This window comes from Arthrobacter sp. Sr24, from assembly GCF_054511175.1.
Window position 1 is genome coordinate 40137 of the sequence record NZ_JBTNDB010000009.1, and the last position, 16371, is coordinate 56507.

Annotated in this window: 11 protein-coding genes and 1 tRNA gene; 10 read left to right on the forward strand and 2 right to left on the reverse strand. The window is 59.7% G+C overall.

Annotation, left to right across the window (positions count from 1 at the left end; translation table 11 throughout):
• Positions 1–5: 5 nt before the first annotated feature.
• Both ACX80D_RS08190 and ACX80D_RS08195 read left to right on the forward strand, forming a co-directional pair.
• Positions 6–1004 (forward strand): EamA family transporter, encoded by a 999-nt coding sequence (locus ACX80D_RS08190; RefSeq protein ID WP_459322156.1) that lies wholly within the window; start codon positions 6–8, stop codon positions 1002–1004.
• Between the two features lie 425 nt (positions 1005–1429).
• Positions 1430–3469, forward strand: a complete 2040-nt coding sequence (locus ACX80D_RS08195) for an HNH endonuclease (RefSeq protein WP_459322157.1) — start codon at positions 1430–1432, stop codon at positions 3467–3469.
• Between the two features lie 729 nt (positions 3470–4198).
• Here the strand turns inward: ACX80D_RS08195 and ACX80D_RS08200 are convergent.
• Entirely contained in the window at positions 4199–5569 is a 1371-nt protein-coding gene (locus tag ACX80D_RS08200; RefSeq protein WP_459322158.1) for a GH1 family beta-glucosidase, read from the reverse strand.
• Positions 5570–5903: 334 nt separating this feature from the next.
• On the opposite strand from ACX80D_RS08200, the gene ACX80D_RS08205 reads away from it, so the two are divergent.
• Both ACX80D_RS08205 and ACX80D_RS08210 read left to right on the forward strand, forming a co-directional pair.
• Positions 5904–6311 carry a PadR family transcriptional regulator gene (locus tag ACX80D_RS08205; protein ID WP_459322160.1) on the forward strand — a complete coding sequence of 136 codons (408 nt, stop codon included), beginning with the start codon at positions 5904–5906 and terminating at the stop codon, positions 6309–6311.
• Positions 6308–7732: a hypothetical protein gene (locus ACX80D_RS08210; RefSeq protein WP_459322162.1), complete on the forward strand. Its 1425-nt coding sequence runs from the start codon at positions 6308–6310 to the stop codon at positions 7730–7732. Before ACX80D_RS08205 ends, ACX80D_RS08210 begins: the two co-directional genes overlap by 4 nt.
• Positions 7733–7982: 250 nt before the next feature.
• On the opposite strand, the gene ACX80D_RS08215 is transcribed toward ACX80D_RS08210, so the two are convergent.
• Positions 7983–8055 (reverse strand) — tRNA-Arg (locus ACX80D_RS08215).
• A 126-nt stretch (positions 8056–8181) separates the two neighbouring features.
• Between ACX80D_RS08215 and ACX80D_RS08220 the strand changes: the two genes are divergently transcribed.
• The 6 genes from ACX80D_RS08220 to thrB all read left to right on the forward strand — a co-directional run bounded on the left by ACX80D_RS08220 (position 8182) and on the right by thrB (position 16285).
• Positions 8182–9441, forward strand: a complete 1260-nt coding sequence (locus ACX80D_RS08220) for an MFS transporter (RefSeq protein ID WP_459322164.1) — start codon at positions 8182–8184, stop codon at positions 9439–9441.
• A 253-nt stretch (positions 9442–9694) separates the two neighbouring features.
• Positions 9695–11347 (forward strand): arginine--tRNA ligase, encoded by a 1653-nt coding sequence (argS, locus tag ACX80D_RS08225; protein ID WP_459322165.1) that lies wholly within the window; start codon positions 9695–9697, stop codon positions 11345–11347.
• 4 nt (positions 11348–11351) lie between these two features.
• Positions 11352–12803: a diaminopimelate decarboxylase gene (lysA, locus tag ACX80D_RS08230; RefSeq protein WP_459322166.1), complete on the forward strand. Its 1452-nt coding sequence runs from the start codon at positions 11352–11354 to the stop codon at positions 12801–12803.
• A gap of 48 nt (positions 12804–12851) precedes the next feature.
• Positions 12852–14156 carry a homoserine dehydrogenase gene (locus ACX80D_RS08235; protein WP_459322251.1) on the forward strand — a complete coding sequence of 435 codons (1305 nt, stop codon included), beginning with the start codon at positions 12852–12854 and terminating at the stop codon, positions 14154–14156.
• Positions 14156–15259 carry a threonine synthase gene (gene thrC / locus ACX80D_RS08240; protein WP_459322167.1) on the forward strand — a complete coding sequence of 368 codons (1104 nt, stop codon included), beginning with the start codon at positions 14156–14158 and terminating at the stop codon, positions 15257–15259. Before ACX80D_RS08235 ends, thrC begins: the two co-directional genes overlap by 1 nt.
• A gap of 27 nt (positions 15260–15286) precedes the next feature.
• Entirely contained in the window at positions 15287–16285 is a 999-nt protein-coding gene (gene thrB / locus ACX80D_RS08245) for a homoserine kinase (RefSeq protein WP_459322168.1), read from the forward strand.
• The last annotated feature ends 86 nt before the right edge of the window (positions 16286–16371 follow it).

Below are 16371 nucleotides of genomic sequence, written 5' to 3' on the forward strand. Positions count from 1 at the left end.
TGAGTTTGATACTCGCGACTTCTTTGGCTCCAATTCTGTGGGGGACCACCTACCTCACCACAACTATGTACCTGCCGGAGGGGCGGCCGCTGCTTGCCGGGGTGCTGCGGGCACTCCCGGCCGGACTGCTCTTGCTGGCCCTGTCGCGTCAACTGCCGCAGGGCTCATGGTGGTGGAAGTCATGGGTGCTGGGACTGCTCAACATTGGGGCATTTTTCGCCCTGTTGTTCATTGCGGCATATCGCTTGCCCGGGGGAGTAGCCGCCATTGTTGGTGGGATTGGACCGCTACTGGTAGCTGTGCTGGCCAGCGCGGTGCTGCATGAAAAGGTGACTGCGCCACGTGTGCTGGTCGGTGGCGCGGGTGTGCTGGGAGTGGCATTGATCGTGCTGCAATCGCAGGCTCGGCTAGACGCGTTGGGCCTTCTTGCCGCAGCGGGAGGAACAGTGTCCATGGCTGCCGGTACGGTCTTGGCCAAGAAATGGGGACAGCCGGTCTCCCGGGGTAGCCGCCCGGTCACAGCATTAGCCACTACGGGCTGGCAACTGATGACGGGTGGAGCTTCCCTTGCTATTTTGCTGCTCGTATTTGAAGGGCTCCCAGCGGACCCGTTGACGGTCACCAATGTGCTTGGGTACTTGTATCTCTCTGTTGCTGGCACGGCATTTGCCTACTTCTGCTGGTTCAGAGGCCTGTCGCGGCTGCCGGCAGGCGCAGCGGCCTTCTTGGGACTACTGAGCCCCGTTGTGGCGATCGTGCTCGGGTGGGCTGTGGTGGGTCAGGCGATGGGGCCCTTGCAGATGGTGGGAATCGCTGTGGTTCTAAGTTCAGTTGCTGCCGGGGTAAGCCTTGGGCATTCGAGAAAGGCTTGGAGGGCTTGGAAGGCTTGGTTGGGTAGGGAAAATGGGGCTGGGTGGGGGCGTCTGGGCTGGGGATGGGTGCAAGTGAGCTACCTCCGGAGCCGTGCCCGTTGGCGGGCTCGGCGCTCGCAGACTCTGTGCTGACTCTATGGACTTGTTGGCTCGTTGATTTGTGGGCTCTCTGGCCTCTCTGACTTGTGGGCGCTGTGGGTGCGCTTCGAGTGAGCGGACTAGTGCCACATTGGATGGGGGATTCGGTATCGAATGCCTAGCCGAATTCGGGATGTGAGCACATTTTTCGAGGCTCTGAATCGTATCTATCGGGGCACATATGCGGACGTTTAGCGTCATCTGTTCCTCCACAGGCAGGGCTGGTGACGGCGTCATTCACCTACGGCGGTTCTGACATCCAGAATGTCAGTGGGTATGCGTAGTGTCTTAAGTAGCAGTAGATCAAGGGCGATCTGGATCAACACTTGTTGCAGGATCTGCCTTAGGTTCAACGAAGCATGTTGGTTCCGTAGGTATTGCTGGCGGTGCTGAGGCGAAATGGCAAGGTGGTGAATCGCATGGTGGCTCCCGAATGGTTGAGTTCCCCCGAAGTTGCGCCCGCCATGAGCGCCTCTGGAATCGGGGTCACAGACGGCATCGCCTCAAAGAGCGGCTCATCGGACGGCAGCACACTAGCAGCCGAAGATTTTGTGGAGGGGTACTCCGGAGCTCCAGGGTCTGAATCGCCGGGAAGTTCCAGCTTTGGAGTAGCTGGCGGAGAAGTAGCTGGTGGGCCAGCGCTTGATGGCTTTGATGAAGCGTGCCAGGAAAATCTTGCAAACACCGATGTTGCGAACTCTGGTGTGGTTGCGATGAACGAATGCCAAGAGCTACTTGAACGAAGTAACAATTTGTTGAGCCGGTGCGGCACCTTCTTCGACCCCGTGATGCTTGCCCAGCTAGATGCTGCACTTGCCCACGAATTCGCGCAGCAGGACCAACGCCGTGTTGTCCAAGCCACGGAGGCCGTTGAGTTGGCTCTTCGTGAGGGCAGAAACGCTGCAGAGTTGGCCCATTTGAGCCAGCGTGTGACAACAGTCAAATCAACGGCCGCTAAGTCCATGTCTCAGGCAACACTTGCCACTGGAGTACTCCGGGCATTGGGCGGCAAAACAACTAGTGCCGGATATGATCCCGAAGCGGTTGATGAGATGTCCGGTGCGGTACTGATTGACGTAGATGGCTCAATGGAACAGACAAAAAATGCTCTGGCCGCGGCACAAGCTCATATTCAAAGTTTTTTTGTTGCTCAGCAACGGCTCAGCCAGGCACGCTCAGGGACTCCAAAGGAGAAAGTGGGCCGAGGAATTCCACATCAGCTTGCACTCGCCAGGCACGAATCACCGTTTCGAGGGCGCCAGCTCTGCGAATTATCTGAAGTGTTGGTGCGGGAGATGCCGTACACCATGCGAGCATTCTCGCAAGGAAAAATCAGCGAGTACAAAGCTGGAATTGTTACGAGGGAAACTGTTTTCCTCTCACTGGAACACCGGCAAGCGGTGGACCGCAGTATAAGTGGAGACCTCGAAGAGGTTGGGCGTCTAGGAAATAGGGAACTTGCTGCTGCAGCGAGGAGAGCCGCCTACGCACTGGAGCCTGAAGCGTTTGTGAAGCGGCAAGAGAAAGCGGTGGGAGAGCGTTATGTTTCACTTCGGCCGGCCGCGGACGGCATGACCTTCCTGACAGCCCTGATCCCGTTGAAGCAAGGAGTGCGCATTCTGGCCACGCTGACAAAGGTTGCTGATAGTCGGAAGGCTGCCGGTGATGAGCGTGGGAAAGGGCAAGTGATGGCCGACGCGCTGATGCACCGACTCATCCAACATGCTCCCTGCGACGAAGGCCCGGGAACACTCAGTGACCACAGGGGAGTACCCGAGGGCGGGTTTTCCCCCACAGTTGTACTGCAGGATGACAAGCTCCAAGAGGATCGCCGGCAGGAAGAGCAAGTCACGAGAGACCGGCAGTGGGGCAGTATGCCCTTCGCCGGATCTCAGAACGGAACAGCAGGGAATCTGCAGTGCACGACAGTGGACGAGGCCAGCATCTCCTTGGAACTTGTCATGACGGACAGATCGCTGTTTGGAAGCGACAATGAGCCAGCAATACTGGTCGGCTATGATCCCATTCCAGCCCCTATTGCCCGTGACATGGTCCTGATTGATGGATTCTCTCCCAAGGTGTGGCTGAAACGGCTCTTCACCCATCCGGGAACCAACCAGCTTCTGGCAATGGATTCAAAAAGCAGGCTCTTCCCGGAAGGAATGAAAGAATTTCTGAGGCTCCAGGACCAACGTTGCCAGAAACCCTATTGCGATGCACCAATCCGGGAGTATGACCACATCAAGGCCTACGCAGCTGGGGGAGCTACTTCTCTGGACAATGGCCAAGGTCTCTGTTCGGACTGTAACGGCGCCAAGGAATCGCCAGGCTGGGTCTTCGAGCGAACGGAAGGCTCCGAGTCATCCGGGGCTGCCGCAAATAAGCCGCCAGGGATCAGCATTATCACCCCAACCGGTCACCGTTACGTCTCCACAGCACCACCATTACCGGGCTACTAGGATCCAACCGCCTAGAGCCGCCGAGGCCGTGGCGAGCGTGTGCCTTCCCTCCAGAATTTTGCGCACTTCTGGGTCGAGGTTCCGCGACCAGAATCTACCAAGGCTGTGGCTCCAGAGAATCGGCGGGTTTCGAAGCAGAGAAATACAAATCGGGAACATCTGCCCTCCGAGCACCTGGGTGAATATCCGTCGCGGAGTGTCCCATAATTAGCAGAGTCCCACCGGGTGCAACAGCTGCTGCGAGCCGCGCGTACAGTGGCTCTCGATCAACCGTGAGCAGGTGCATGAACTGGGCATAAACCAGATCAAAGCTGGACGCTAGGGGAGTCCATGTCAGTAGATTCTGATGTTCCCAGGAAATGGACCCCGCCAAGTCCAAAGCCTAAACATGCTCGTTGGCAGGTTTGAGCGCTATGCATGAAATGTCCACCCCCGTCACGCTCCAGCCGCGACGGGCGAGCCATACTCCATCGGCGCCTTCGCAACAGCCCGCATCAAGAGCTGCAAGAGCAGTCCGAGGCTCTGTTGATCCCTCGACTTGTTCTTCGGTCAGCTCATAACCTCGTCTAGAAGCCGATACTGCGGCGTGTCCAGACATTTCGGCGACCAGCTGGGGGTTTGCCAGCCCGCTCCACACCGTGGTGCTGCCGCTGTAGCTCTGTTGAACGTCAGATCCTTGGCGTAATATTCGGCGCGCTTTCCATAACGCACACTCTAACGCCGCACATGTTAACTCCGAGTAGCAGTGATCAATTGCTGATACCAGTAGTAGGAATCCTTGGGGGTGCGCTTCTGCGTTTCATAATCAACATGGACCAGGCCGAAGCGCTGAGAGTATCCGGCCGCCCATTCAAAGTTGTCCAGGAGCGACCAATGGAAGTAGCCGCGGACATCGACGCCAGCGTCCATAGCGGTTTTCAGTGCCCTCAGGTGAGCATCGGTATAGGTAATCCTGCGCTTGTCCGCGACCCGTCCGGCGTCGTCCGGGCCATCGTTATAGGAGGCGCCATTCTCGGTGATGTAGATGGGCGGAAGTGAATCTCCGTAACGTTTCTTGAAACTCACCAGTAAATCTGTGAACGCAGCCGGGACCACGGGCCAATCGAAATCTGTGCGTGGATAGCCCTGCAACTCGCGTAAGGAAAACGGTAGCGAAGCATCCAAAGCGTGTCCGTCAATGAGGGCGCCATCCTCCTCGGTGGGCGCTCCAACCATGGTGGGATTGTAGGAATTGATTCCGTACCAGTCGATCGGGGTGGAGATGATAGCGAGGTCACGCTCCGGGGTAGGCGGGAGAAACGGGGCCAGTGCCTCGGGGTAGGCGCCGGTGAGGATGGGGTCGGCAAAGAGCCAGTTGGTGATGTTGTCGTAGATCCCGGCGGCAGCAAGATCCGCCTCACTCTCACTGGCAGGCCACGTGAGCGCGTGGTTGTTGGCGAGACCAATATTGCTGGCTCCCGCAGAACGCAGCGCCTGGACACCGAGGCCGTGTGCGAGTAACTGGTGATGCGCGACTGGCAGGGCTTCAAAGCCGAGCGCCAGCCCCGGTGCGTGAATGCCAGCACCGTATCCAAGTAGCGTCACCACAACGGGTTCGTTGATGGTGATCCACCGCGGGATCCTATCGGCAAAGTGCTCGCCGAGAATCTGGGCGTAGTCGGCGAACCGTTCGGCAGTATCCCGATTGAGCCACCCGCCAGCCTGTTCGAGCGCCAATGGAGTGTCCCAGTGAAACAGGGTGGGGCTGGGGGTGATCCCGGCCTCGAGTAGTCCGTCAACGAGTTTGTCGTAAAACCCCAGCCCCGCGGCGTTCACCGCACCTTTGCCGGTTGGCTGGATGCGGGACCACGAGAAACTGAAGCGGTATGCGTCGACACCAAGCTTCTGCATGAGCTCGATGTCCTCGGGATAGCGGTGGTAGTGGTCGCAGGCTATTGCTCCAGTGTCGCCGTTGTGAACCCGCCCAGATTCGGCCACGAAGGCATCCCAGCTTGATGGGCCCCTGCCGGCTTCGTTGACGGCACCTTCAATTTGGTAGGAGGCGGTAGAAACACCCCACACAAAATCGCTCGGAAAATTAGGGAACTCTGGCGTTTCCATGGAGACCTCTCATCGACGGCTTGGGCAAGAGCATCACGGACAAGGGGAAGGAAGTCAAGGGCTAGGGTGCCGCTGCATGCACCCGCAACGAAGTCCATGAGCTTTTCACATTCTCCCGAGCAGGTTTTCGCGGCGATCACCAAGACCGTCGAGGCTGGCAAGTAGGAGTTGGCTGCCTTGGAGTTAATCTGCGGCGGCGTGGACGGGGCACCCAAGGCGCTGATGGCTAAGTGCAAGCACGGCAAAACGGCTAGTAAGACCCTCGCTGCCATAGCTGGGCAGCTGAACTGAAGCACCTCTTGGCATATGCCCGAAGTAGGCATATGGTGGGCGCATGTCTACCTCGCTAACCACCTCGGCTTTCTGGATTCTCACCGCTCTCGCCAGTGGGCGTAGGCATGGGTACGAGATCATGCTCGAGAGCACCAAAGCATCTGATGGTCGGGTGGGACTGAAAGCCACCACACTCTATGCAGCCTTGGAACGCCTCGAGCGAGACGGGTTAGTAGCGGCCGACGGTGACGAGATTGTCTCTGGACGGGCCCGGCGCTATTACCGGTTGACGGATCAAGGTGCAACGCGCCTGGATGAAGAAGCTCGAGTTCTTCAATCGCAGGCACGAGTAGCGCTCAAGCGGCTCGCCGGCCACAGTTTTGCGTTCACCAACAGCGGCGTCCGTACTGCCGGCGCTACCGGATCCGGCGTCCTTAACTCAGGATTCACTGGAGGGATCGCCCAGTGAACCGTCCAGAGCAGTCGCTTCCCAGTCTCACGGAAGCGCGATATGCCCGCATGTTGCGCTGGTATCCAAAAGCGTGGCGTGAGGAAAACGGTGCCGCGCTGCTTGGAACCATGCTGGACGCCGCTGATGCCCGCGGAATGCTGAAGCCCAGCGCGGGGGAGCGTTTCTCATCCATGACCCACGGTGTTGGAACTCGACTCGACGCAAAGCTAGCAATGCGCAGCGGTGTAGCTGCAATCGTTGTTGCGCTCGCAGTCGGCGTCATTTTCACGTGGGGCTTGCAGGCACTGGCTGAAGCCGGATACAGCTGGCTATTGCCAGCGTTGAATGCCGGTTTGGGCCCGGCGTTGGTCATGGTTTCGGCGTGCGCTCTCCTCCGCCATCGAGGTGCTGTCTCTGGGCCCCGTGCCCTGGGAATTCTTGCACTTGCCATCGTCGCAGGAGGGCTCGCCGCGGCCACATGGCAGGGACTCTCGCTCGCCTTCGATGCGGCAGATGAAGGGACGGCCGACCCGTTCCTAACCCAAATAGTGGGCCCGCTGTTTCTGGTGGCATGGGCCTCGGGCACCACGGCGGCCGTACTCCTGCTCGATTCGATCTCCTCTGGACGGCTCACATGGCGTCGATTGCTGGGGCTTGTTCTGGCCGGGGGATTCGGTGCCTTGCTCGCGGGCGTCGTGCTGCTCGTGCCTTTTATGCCCGCCGCGGCAGCGGTGCTTGTCACGGTGCTGGCCGCCGCTCAGTATCACCGCGAAACAAAGGTGGCTCCGGCGTCGAGCATTACGAATCCGGATCCCCATTTCACACTTGGATGCACACCGGCAAGTACGACGCCGGCTCCCGGACTCCATCTGAAAGCGGCGGTCCCGCACCCGCTGGCAGCGCGGCTTCTGGCTGGCGTCAGTGGCGTGGGTGGAACCGTGGGAGTTGTGTACGCGCTGACGGGGTCGGCGTGGGGCGCGGCCATCGATGGGACCCAAGCCATGGGACAGGGCATCACCATTGGGTTGGTATCGGCGGTGCCGTTGCTGGCTGCGCTGGGGCTGCGATTAGGGACCTTGCTTAAGCGGAAGCCGCGGCATATTTGGGGACCGTTATTGCTGGCTGCCCTGGCGTGTGGGGCGATGGCCGCGGCGTATACGAAGGCTCCGTCGTGGGACGGTATGGTGTTGGGAATGCTGATGTCATCCACGTTTGGTGGCGCGGCCCTGGCATGGTCGCTATTTCCGGTGCTGCCGGGATCGCGGGCACTTCGGGTGTTGCTGGGGACCCTCATGGGTGCCGTCGTGACGGCGTTTCTGGGCGTCATGATCTTGCCGATGCTGGTGTTCGGGATCCCGTTGGCGGCCGCTGCACTGGTTATTTGGCCAAGGCGAAAGCGTCCAGCAGGCTACCAAACCATGGCAGCGCAAACCTTGTAGAGCTTAGTGGGCAAGGTAGAGCTTAGTGGGCGAGCAGCCAGGTGGGGTTTCTGGTCGCACGGAATCGCCGGCGCACGGATCTTCCGCTCGCGAGTCCTCACGTCTGGCCCCCAAACTGGCCGTTTGGGGGCCAGACGTGAGGACTCGAAGAGTGTGATCGCATCCACTAACCACTATCCCCGATCGCGTCCGCTAACCCGACCCGCTCAAACAAAAAACACCCCGATCCATGGATCAGGGTGTTTCATTGTGCCCTCGGAGGGATTCGAACCCCCGACCTACGGTACCGGAAACCGACGCTCTATCCCCTGAGCTACGAAGGCGTGGCAACCGTGGCTGCCAATGGGAACGAGAAAGAGCTTAGCAGGTGTGGGGGCTCGGATGTAAAACGCAAGCACTTTGGCCCGGCCGCTGGCAGGTATTGTTGGGCCAATGGGGAACTTACGAGCATGAAAAAAAAGCACCAAGTCTGGCTTTTTGCCGCAGCAATAATTCTGACCGCACTGACACTCCGTGCCGCCGTGACTGTGGTTCCGCCGTTGATCTCAACCATCAACTACGACCTCCCACTGAGCACTTCAACCATCGGCATTCTGGGCATGCTCCCCACCGCGGCCTTCGCGATTTTCGGCTTCATGACCCCGTACATGATCCGTTGGGCGTCGCTGGAGAAACTCATTGTCCTGGCGATCGTGGTGGGAGTGGTGGGCCAGATCGCCCGAGTCTTGGTGCCCAACACGCCGCTGTTCTTACTGTTTTCCGTGGTGGCATTTGGTGGGCTCGGCGCCGGTAATGTGCTGCTTCCACCGCTGGTAAAAAAACATTTCCCCACTAAAGTCGGCTTGATGACGGCCCTCTACGTCACCTCGATCTCCATCGGTACGGCCCTGCCCGCGCAACTATCCGTCCCCGTCGCCGACGCCACCAACTGGCAGTTCTCCCTCGCCGCGTGGGCAGGCATCAGCACCATCGCCCTCATTCCGTGGCTGGTGGCGCTCATTTCCCCAAGCACGACGCCGGCCGCCACCAGCGCTGCCAAGGCACCTCCCGCCGTCGTGCTTCAGGGCGATGAAAGGGTTCGTTTTGCAACCGCGCCGCTAACTGCACCTGCGCCGAAAATGAACCTGTGGCGTTCGCCGACCGCGTGGGGGTTGATGTTCATGTTCGGCTGCACGTCCCTGAATACCTACGCCATGTTTGCTTGGTTGCCTGAAATTCTCACCGAAGCAGGGCTTGATCGGGGACAGGCAGGATCCATGCTGGCCCTGTTTGCTGCGTTGGGTCTGCCTATGAGCCTGACCATCCCGCTGATCGCCGCCAGGATGCGCAACCCGTTCCCGGTAGTGGTGGTGATGCTTTCGTGTTTTGTGGCTGGTTACTTGGGGTTGCTGCTCTCGCCGGCCAGTGGGACATGGATTTGGGTGGCTCTAGCCGGACTTGGGCCCGGTACGTTCCCGCTTTCGCTGTTGCTGATCAATCACCGCACGCGCACCCAAATCGGTGCAGGAGCGCTGTCCGGATTTGGTCAGGGCATGGGCTACGCGCTGGCCTGCACCGGGCCGCTGTTCTTTGGATTGTTGCACCAGTGGACGGATTCATGGACCGCACCGTTCATGTTCTTGTTTGTCAGCCTGGTGCTGTTGGGCATGGGCGCGTGGATCATTTGCCGCCCCAGGATGCTCGAGGACGATTTCGCCCCGCGGGTCTAGTTCAGCGGGTCTAGCCCAGCGCAGCCCCGCGTGCCCAGCGCAGCCCCGCCCCGCGTTGACCCGTGAGGAATGGTCGCTTTCACCGTTCTAAATGACCATTCCTCACGGATCAATTCATGAAATCAATTCATGGAACCGTCAAGTTTGCTTGGCCTGGAAAGGCTGAAAGAAAAACACCGAGGGAACTGCCACATTTTGGGCATCGTGGCAGCGGATTGGGGGAGGGCACAGGGAGAACCGTACACTTAGAGGCGTGACTCCTGAAGAACTTTCTGCCGCCATTACCACTTGCCTAAAAGACGCTGTCGACGCCGGTGAACTCACCGTTCCGCTCGAAGTGCTGCCCACAGAAGTCCGAGTGGAGCGGCCCAAGAGCCGCGAGCACGGCGACTGGGCCACCAACATTGCGCTTCAGCTGGCTAAGCCGGCCGGAGTCCCGCCGCGCAAAATTGCCGATATTCTGCAGACTCGCCTAAGTGAAATCCCTGGCGTGTCCAAGGTTGATATTGCTGGTCCGGGTTTTTTGAACATCACCGTTGACGCCGCTGCCGCCGGAGAATTGGCCAAAGCCATCGTGGAAGCTGGAGTAAGTTTCGGCACCACTACAGCCATGGCCGGCACCAAAATTAACTTGGAGTTTGTCTCCGCCAACCCCACCGGTCCCATCCACTTGGGTGGTACCCGCTGGGCCGCCGTGGGCGATTCGCTGGCACGGATCTTCCAGTCACAGGGTGCCGATGTAACCCGCGAGTACTACTTCAACGACCACGGCAACCAGATCGATAAGTTTGCCCGTTCCTTGCTGGCCAGCGCCAAGGGCGAGCCTGCGCCGGAAGATGGTTACGGTGGAGATTACATTGTAGACATCGCCACAGAGGTCATGACCAACAACCCCGGCATCCTGGAATCAGAGGATCCGCAGGAAGAGTTCCGCGCCCAGGGCGTTGAGCTCATGTTCGCCGCGATCCGCACCTCCCTGCACGAGTTCGGAGTGGACTTTGACGTGTACTTCCACGAGAACTCGCTGTTCGAAGATGGTGCTGTGGAGAAGTTGCTTGATCAGCTCAAGGGCTCCGGCAACATGTACCTCAAAGACGGCGCCTGGTGGCTGAACTCCACCGACTACGGCGACGACAAGGACCGCGTAGTCATCAAGAGTGATGGCAACGCAGCCTACATCGCCGGTGATATCGCCTACTTCAGGAACAAACGTGACCGCGGCTTCGATCTGTGCATCTACATGCTCGGCGCCGATCACCACGGCTATGTTGCCCGTCTTAAGGCCGCCGCGGCAGCCATGGGCGATGATGCAAACCGTGTTGAGGTGCTCATCGGCCAGATGGTGAACTTGGTCCAAGACGGCAAGCCCGTACGCATGTCCAAGCGTGCCGGCACCGTGGTCACCATGGAAGACCTCGTGGAAGCTGTGGGCACCGACGCCGCCCGCTACTCCCTGGCGCGGTTCTCCAGCGATTCCAATATTGACATTGACTTGGACGTGCTGACCAAGAAGTCCAACGAGAACCCCGTGTTTTACGTCCAGTACGCCCACGCCCGCACCTGCGCCGTGGCCCGCAATGCTGCCGCAGCCAACGTAGAGCGCACCGTGTTCGACGCCGCTGCGCTCAGCCACGCCACCGAGTCTGAGCTGCTGGCAGTTCTGGGTCAGTACCCGGGCATGTTGTCCCAGTCCGCAGGATTCCGCGAACCGCACCGGGTGGCTCGCCACCTGGAAGTCATTGCCGGCGCCTACCACCGCTGGTACGACGCTTGCCGCGTCACCCCCATGGGCGAGGAAGCCGTCACCGACGTGAACCGCACCCGCCTCTGGCTCAACGACGCCGTGGGGCAGGTTCTCGCCAACGGCCTGGCACTGCTGGGCGTCTCCGCCCCGGAACGGATGTAAGTACATGACCGAATTGCAGATTGCTGGGGCCGAGCTGGCTCCGCAGTGGTTGCCTGCCGCAGGGGATGTCAATCAGTTGCTGCCCTCCATGTGGGCGCACGACGTCGAACGTGGACTAAGTGGTGAAGTCACCATCAGCGGGATCCCCGTCAGCGAGCTCAAAGAGCAGTTCGGTACCCCGCTGTTCGTTATGAGCGAGGATGACTTCCGTGCCCGCGCCCGAACCTTTAAAGACGCATTCGATGCAGCTTTCAAAGACATTTGCGGCGGCGTGGACGTCTACTATGCAGGCAAGGCTTTCTTGTCCACCGAGGTAGCCCGCTGGGTTGCTGACGAGGGTTTGCGTTTGGACACATGCTCCGGCGGGGAATTGGCTGTGGCCAAGCGTGCCGGAATCACGGGTGAAAACTTAGGACTGCATGGCAATAACAAGTCAGCTGCGGAAATCAACCGCGCCCTGGACATGGGCTTGGGCCGGATTGTGGTGGACAGCCTCCACGAGCTCAAGCGCGTGGCAGAGATTGCAGCGGCCCGCGGGGAAAAAGCCAACGTCATGTTGCGCCTGACTCCCGGCGTGCACGCCCACACGCACGAGTCCATTGCCACGGCTCACGAGGACCAAAAGTTCGGCCTGAGCTTTATCGCCGAGGATCCCGAAGCTCCCGGCATGAGCGCTGCCGAGGCCGCCGCGAAGCTGGCCGTAGAAGCGCAAAGCATTAACTTCTTGGGCTTCCACGCGCACATTGGTTCGCAAATCTTTGAAGCCGAAGGCTTTGAAATTGCTGCCCGCAAACTGTTGGCGTTCACGCATAAAATCCAGAACACATACGGCATCACGCTGCCCGAGCTGGATCTTGGTGGCGGCTACGGCATCGCCTACACCGCGGTGGACACCCCGCGCCCAGCTGCTGAAGTCGCACAGGCGATGGCCGCCGTCGTCCGTGATACCTGCGCGGAACTGGGCATGAGCGCTCCTCGGATTTCCATTGAGCCGGGCCGTGCCATTGTTGGCAGCACCACCTTCACTCTGTATGAGACAGGCACACTGAAAACCGTGCAGGTTGAAGTTGATGGGCAAGAGGATGTGACGGCTCCGCGTCGTTATGTGTCGGTAGATGGCGGAATGAGCGATAACGCCCGTCCGGTGCTGTATGAGGCTGATTATTCGGCAGTTTTGGCCAGCCGCGCCTCTCAAGAGGCTCCCGCTTTGTCCCGAGTAGTGGGCAAACATTGCGAGAGTGGTGACATTGTTGTTAGAGATGTATATCTGCCCAATGACGTGGCGGCCGGGGATTTGCTTGCAGTTCCCGGAACGGGCGCGTACTGCTGGGCATTAGCCAGCAACTATAACTACGTGCCCCGTCCGCCTGTCGTGGCTATTAAGAACGGCACCGCACGTTTGATTGTGCGGGGAGAAACCGAAGACGATTTGCTGGCACGCGATTTAGGGGCCTAGAGACCTTTGACAGAGCGCAATACCGTGGACACCAATGTGTCCGCCAACATCAAGACCCTGAAAGTGGCGCTCCTTGGCGCCGGAAATGTGGGCTCGCAGGTTGCCCGCATTTTGCTAGAAGACGCAGAGGCGCTGGCGGCCCGAACAGGGGCCCGGCTGGAGCTGGTGGGAATCGCGGTACGGAACATTGACGCTCCGCGTGAGGTCAATGCCCCCCGCGAGCTCTACACCACTGACGCCTCCGCCCTGGTGCGCACTGCCGACATTGTGATTGAGCTGATGGGTGGCATTGAGCCCGCCCGCACGCTGATTCTGGAAGCCATTGAGCACGGGGCAACCGTGGTCACCGGTAACAAGGCGCTGCTGGCTGTGGATGGTCCTACTCTGTACGAGAAGGCCGACGCCGCTGGTGTCCAGCTCTCCTACGAGGCTGCCGTGGCCGGTGCCATTCCCATCCTGCGACCCATCACGGATTCGCTGGCCGGGGACAAGATCACCCGCGTCATGGGCATTGTCAACGGCACTACGAACTTCATCCTGGACGCCATGGATTCCACGGGCGCCGAGTTTGCGGACGCGCTGGCTGAGGCTACGCGTTTGGGTTATGCCGAAGCTGATCCCACCGCCGATATTGAGGGCCACGACGCCGCCGCCAAGGGTGCCATCTTGGCTTCCCTAGCCTTCCACACGCGTTTTGCGTTGGAAGATGTGAACTGCCAGGGCATCACCTCCGTCACGGCGGGCGACATTGCCGCTGCCAAGGATGCCGGCTACGTCATTAAGTTGCTGGCGATCGCACAGAAGCTCGACGGCGGTGTGAGCGTGCGTGTGCACCCCACCTTGATTCCCCGCGAACACCCTCTGGGTGCTGTTCGTGGCGCGTTCAATGCTGTTTTTGTTGAAGCAGAAAATGCCGGTGAGCTCATGTTCTACGGAGCTGGTGCAGGAGGATCCCCGACGGCATCAGCGATTATGGGTGACGTTGTTTCAGCTGCACGTCGGCTGGTTCTGGGCGGCCCGGGCCGCACCGATTCCACCATTGAGGTGCTGCCGGTTCTGCCCATCGATAAGGTGAGCACCCGTTACTACATCGGCCTAGATGCCGCCGATCAGCCCGGTGTCTTGTCCAAGATTTCTGCGTTGTTTGCCGAAAACGGGGTCTCCATTGAGACCATGCGGCAGACGGTGCATCGCGACCGCGATGAGAGTGAAAATGGTGGCCCGGCAACTGCGGAGCTACGCATTGTTACCCACCGCGCAAGCGAGGCCGCTTTGGCGGCAACGGTTGAGGCCATCAAGGGTCTTGACATTATTAATTCAGTTACGAGTGTCTTGAGGGTGGAGGGAGTCTAATGGCTCATCAGTGGCGTGGAGTAGTCCGCGAATATGCAGAGCGTCTTCCGGTAACGGCAGATACCAAGATCATCACCCTGGGCGAAGGCGGCACACCCTTGGTGTACGCACAGCAGCTCTCGGCCTTGACGGGTTCCAATGTGTACCTGAAGGTGGAAGGCATGAACCCCACCGGTTCCTTCAAGGATCGTGGCATGACCATGGCCATGACGGCGGCTGTGGCAGCCGGTGCCAAGGCAGTTGTTTGTGCCTCAACCGGTAACACCTCCGCGTCGGCAGCGGCCTACGCCAAGGCGGCCGGTCTGACCTGTGCAGTCTTGGTGCCGGAAGGCAAAATCTCCATGGGCAAGCTCAGCCAGGCTGTGGCTCACGGCGCTACCATCTTGCAGGTGGATGGCAACTTCGATAACTGCTTGGATGTGGCTCGCAAGCTCGCCGAGTCCTACCCGGTTTTCCTCGTGAACTCGGTCAACCCGGCCCGCATTGAGGGCCAGAAGACCGGTGCGTTCGAAGTGGTGGATGCTCTGGGCGATGCCCCGGATTACCACGTGCTGCCCGTAGGAAACGCTGGCAACATCAGTGCTTACTGGCGCGGTTACCGCGAATACGCGGCTCCGTATGAATCTGCAACAGCCGGAACTTTGCCTGCTGTCTCCACACACACTCCCATCATGTGGGGCTTCCAGGCTGCCGGCGCTGCGCCGTTCGTTGCCGGGCACCCCATTTTGGAACCGGACACAATTGCTACGGCTATACGTATCGGTAACCCGGCGTCGTGGGATATGGCTATTGCTGCACGCGATGAGTCCGGCGGACTCATTGAAGCCGTCACGGATGAGGAAATCCTCGCCGCGCACCGCTGGCTTTCGGCCAAGGAAGGCGTCTTTGTGGAGCCCGGCTCCGCAGCAGGGGTTGCTGGCCTCATCAAGAAGCATGAAGCGGGAGAAGTACCCTCCGGTAAGACCTTTGTCATCACCGTCACTGGTCATGGTTTGAAGGACCCCGATTGGGCTCTGAAGAACGCCGACGGTAGCGCCGCACAGCCTCAGTCTGTGGCATTTGACGTGGTTACCGTTGCCGACGCACTCGGCCTGACGGCCTAGCAGCACACCATCATGACAGGGTCCACCATGACAGGTTCAAGCACCACATCCCCGCTACCTCAGGCGCCGCTTTTAAAGACTCCGCTTTCAAGGACCACCGCCACGGTGCGGGTGCCCGGCACTAGCGCCAATCTTGGGCCTGGCTTTGACTCGCTAGGTCTGGCGGTTTCGCTCTATGACACTCTGACCATCACTACGTTGGATGGCCCGGAGCTGGAATTTGAGCTGAGTGGGGAAGGAGTGGATGAGCTTCCTCGGGACGCCAGCCACCTGGTGGTAAAGACCCTCGATATTGCTTGGGCACGTCTGGGCTACAGCCGTGGGGGAGTTCGGGTCACTGCTAACAATGTGCTCCCGCACGGCCGTGGCCTGGGATCCTCGGCATCGGCGATCGTGGCTGCCATCATGGCCGCCAATGCGCTGGTGGCACCGGAGGATCAGCAGGATCGAGCTTGGGTTTTGCAGCTCGCCTCCGAACTTGAAGGCCACCCGGATAACGTAGCGCCCGCCATCTTTGGTGCGGTGGCCGTTTCGTGGCAGGACGGTGCGGATTACTCCAGCGCCAGGCTCACGCCGTCGAACATGGTAGTTCCTGTGGTGGCCATTCCGGACGTTGAGCTCAAAACCGAACGGGCCCGTGGCATGCTGCCGGCCACTGTTCCGCACGCTGACGCTGCCGCCAACTCGGGCCGGGCGGCGTTGCTCATGCACGCGCTCACCAACGATCCGTCACTGTTGCTACCTGGAACCCGCGATTACCTGCACCAGGATTACCGCGCCGAGGCCATGCCTGCCAGTGCGGCGTTGGTTGATCTTTTGCGCCGTGACGGGCACGCAGCCTTCATTTCTGGTGCAGGCCCCACGGTCATGGTGCTTGCCAATGGTGGTGCCGAAGCCGAGGTAATCGTGGGCCGAATCACAGATTTGTCTAAGGGTGATGAAAATTCCGCTTCAAACGCCGTGTCTTGGCGAGTTTTGCGGCTCGAAGTGGACCTTGAGGGTGCTAAAGTAAAGATGCATCCGTAGTTCGTAGACACTCTTCCTTTTGGCTGTTATTTGGTCAGTACGGAAACAAATAGTGTTTATTTGACCCATGATGCCGCCTTTGCAGC

Bases quoted from the DNA above. Each gene is read 5' to 3' on its own strand.
- ACX80D_RS08220 (WP_459322164.1), top strand. From the start codon at position 8,182: ATGAAAAAAAAGCACCAAGTCTGGCTTTTTGCCGCAGCAATAATTCTG.
- lysA (WP_459322166.1), top strand. From the start codon at position 11,352: ATGACCGAATTGCAGATTGCTGGGGCCGAGCTGGCTCCGCAGTGGTTG.
- thrB (WP_459322168.1), top strand. From the start codon at position 15,287: ATGACAGGTTCAAGCACCACATCCCCGCTACCTCAGGCGCCGCTTTTA.
- ACX80D_RS08195 (WP_459322157.1), top strand. From the start codon at position 1,430: ATGGTGGCTCCCGAATGGTTGAGTTCCCCCGAAGTTGCGCCCGCCATG.
- thrC (WP_459322167.1), top strand. From the start codon at position 14,156: ATGGCTCATCAGTGGCGTGGAGTAGTCCGCGAATATGCAGAGCGTCTT.
- ACX80D_RS08205 (WP_459322160.1), top strand. From the start codon at position 5,904: ATGTCTACCTCGCTAACCACCTCGGCTTTCTGGATTCTCACCGCTCTC.
- ACX80D_RS08200 (WP_459322158.1), bottom strand. From the start codon at position 5,569: ATGGAAACGCCAGAGTTCCCTAATTTTCCGAGCGATTTTGTGTGGGGT.